This is a genomic window from Microcystis sp. M49636_WE2 (assembly GCF_030065375.1).
GTDB lineage: Bacteria > Cyanobacteriota > Cyanobacteriia > Cyanobacteriales > Microcystaceae > Microcystis > Microcystis aeruginosa_C.
Genome location: NZ_JASJFG010000145.1, coordinates 1 through 1,827 on the forward strand (window position 1 = coordinate 1; position 1,827 = coordinate 1,827).

Here is a 1,827-nt window from a genome sequence, read left to right on the forward strand (position 1 = left end):
TGTTAGCACCATGGCGTTCAACCTCAACGGTTTCAACTTCAACCAGTCGATTCTCGATTCTCAAGGTCGTGTAATCGGTACTTGGGCCGATGTGTTAAACCGCGCTGGTATCGGTATGGAAGTAATGCACGAGCGTAATGCTCACAACTTCCCCTTAGACTTAGCTAGTGGTGAACAGGCTCCCGTAGCTCTGACCGCTCCCGCTATCAATGGTTAAGTTCTAGTCTGAACGAAAAGGCACTCCTGCGAGGGGGTGCTTTTTTGTCAGCAATTCTCATTTTAAAAAAAATCAGATAAAATTCTCTTAAGTAGTCGTGCCAAATAAATTTCCTAGTGAAGAAAGGCAAGATGCAAAAGGCAAGAGGGGGTTAGATATCTGTAATTAATTTTGCTTAGGTACTTAATTAATCTCATGCAGTTGTTCTTCTCTATTAACTACATTTCCTTCCTCTTGTGAAAGTGCCAGCAGAGGATTAATAAAGCGAGAATAGACGATTAACTGTAGGATTATAAGCAGATTTAATCTTGGTAAATTGGGCATAGATTACCCTTTAATAAACTCCACATTATTTTCCATCTGTTCAATTGTTTTGACAGAAATCAAGTCCAGAATTTGTCGCAATTGTTCCCCAATAGAGTAACGTTGTTGAGGGGCGAGTATTATTCCCCGATGAGATTTACCCTCAGTTAAATACTGAGTGTGTAAGCGGTAAAAATCGCCCCGATTGAAAGTGTATAACATCCTTCCTTGACCAGTAGCATAGTCTAATTGTTCTGAATCGGAGCGCCCCAACATACCTGCTTCTGTAGCCGTTATCACATCGACTCATCTGGCTCTTAAAGCCGCGACAAGGCTCTGATCCATCGAGTCTTCATCCAAATATAATGCCAGCATGACTATTTATTTAACTTAGATTGAAGCCACTCCTGTTCAAACTGTTTCACCTCAGCTTCTTCTTGTGCTAAATCAGTTTCAATTTCTTCCCTGTTGGCATGATAGTAAGTTAGAGCCGCATAAACTTTGGCTAAATCTAAATGGGGATGTCCCATCCGGTTTAAAATTTCTTCAGGAGTCAGCCCTAATTTATACCAAGAAACGAGGCGGCGCACTGTCACTCCTGTCCCAGCAATTGTTGGTCTTCCTCCTCGAATTTTAGGAGAACGATCAATCAAAGTGCCAATTTCAATTGTCGTCGCATTCATGATCTAAATTATTAAGTATTTTAGCCTTTTTATTGTATCACAAATTTATTCAAATCGACCCAATTAAAAGTTCATCGACTAAAAACTTAATTTTCACGCCCTGACAGAATCTTGCTTTTGCGGTTTAATTCTTATCATTCTTTTCGTTGAGGAGAAGTAAGCGATAAGATATAATAAAGAAAGAACCAGCCTAGAATTTTCAAGAATAAAGCAACTGTCCTATCAGAAATGATTATAGAAAAGGGGTAAGTCAAGCCGTTTTCGCCCGTTACCTGAACGTCTCCAAAGATTCGGTCAGTCAATGGGAGCGGGGAGAGAAACATCCAGCCAGACTCGTATTAAAACTGCTGTCTCTGGTGGAGAAAAAAGGTCTAAATGCGATTAATTAAGAGAAAAATTGCAGTTATTTACCTTTATTTGACCGATAACTGAATTAAATAAGTATTTAAGGTTAATTTTCTAACTTTATCGGACAAGAAGATCATGGATATCGAAATTCCCCGCAAGATCGCTGAAAGCTTCGGACTTGACGAGAATTCAATCGTTGAACTCACAGAGAAGCCATGCAATCCAACACTCGATCGATTGTTGGCCAGCATCCCAGAAGACTTTCCGTATCCAGAA

Annotated in this window: 4 protein-coding genes and 1 pseudogene; 2 read left to right on the forward strand and 3 right to left on the reverse strand. The window is 40.0% G+C overall.

The features are described from left to right. A pseudogene (locus PX484_RS03395) lies at positions 1-217 on the forward strand (hypothetical protein); the annotation flags it as partial. A 183-nt stretch (positions 218-400) separates the two neighbouring features. Here the strand turns inward: PX484_RS03395 and PX484_RS03400 are convergent. The 3 genes from PX484_RS03400 to PX484_RS03410 all read right to left on the reverse strand — a co-directional run bounded on the left by PX484_RS03400 (position 401) and on the right by PX484_RS03410 (position 1,203). Further along, on the reverse strand, positions 401-541 hold the full coding sequence (locus tag PX484_RS03400) for a hypothetical protein (RefSeq protein WP_288102852.1): 141 nt from the start codon (positions 539-541) through the stop codon (positions 401-403). Positions 542-544: 3 nt separating this feature from the next. Continuing rightward, positions 545-820, reverse strand: coding sequence for a DUF5615 family PIN-like protein (locus PX484_RS03405; protein ID WP_288102854.1), 276 nt, complete (start codon positions 818-820; stop codon positions 545-547). Positions 821-897: 77 nt separating this feature from the next. After that, positions 898-1,203: a DUF433 domain-containing protein gene (locus PX484_RS03410; RefSeq protein ID WP_002749899.1), complete on the reverse strand. Its 306-nt coding sequence runs from the start codon at positions 1,201-1,203 to the stop codon at positions 898-900. A 221-nt stretch (positions 1,204-1,424) separates the two neighbouring features. On the opposite strand from PX484_RS03410, the gene PX484_RS03415 reads away from it, so the two are divergent. Then, positions 1,425-1,592 carry a helix-turn-helix domain-containing protein gene (locus PX484_RS03415; protein WP_288102856.1) on the forward strand — a complete coding sequence of 56 codons (168 nt, stop codon included), beginning with the start codon at positions 1,425-1,427 and terminating at the stop codon, positions 1,590-1,592. Positions 1,593-1,827: the final 235 nt, after the last annotated feature.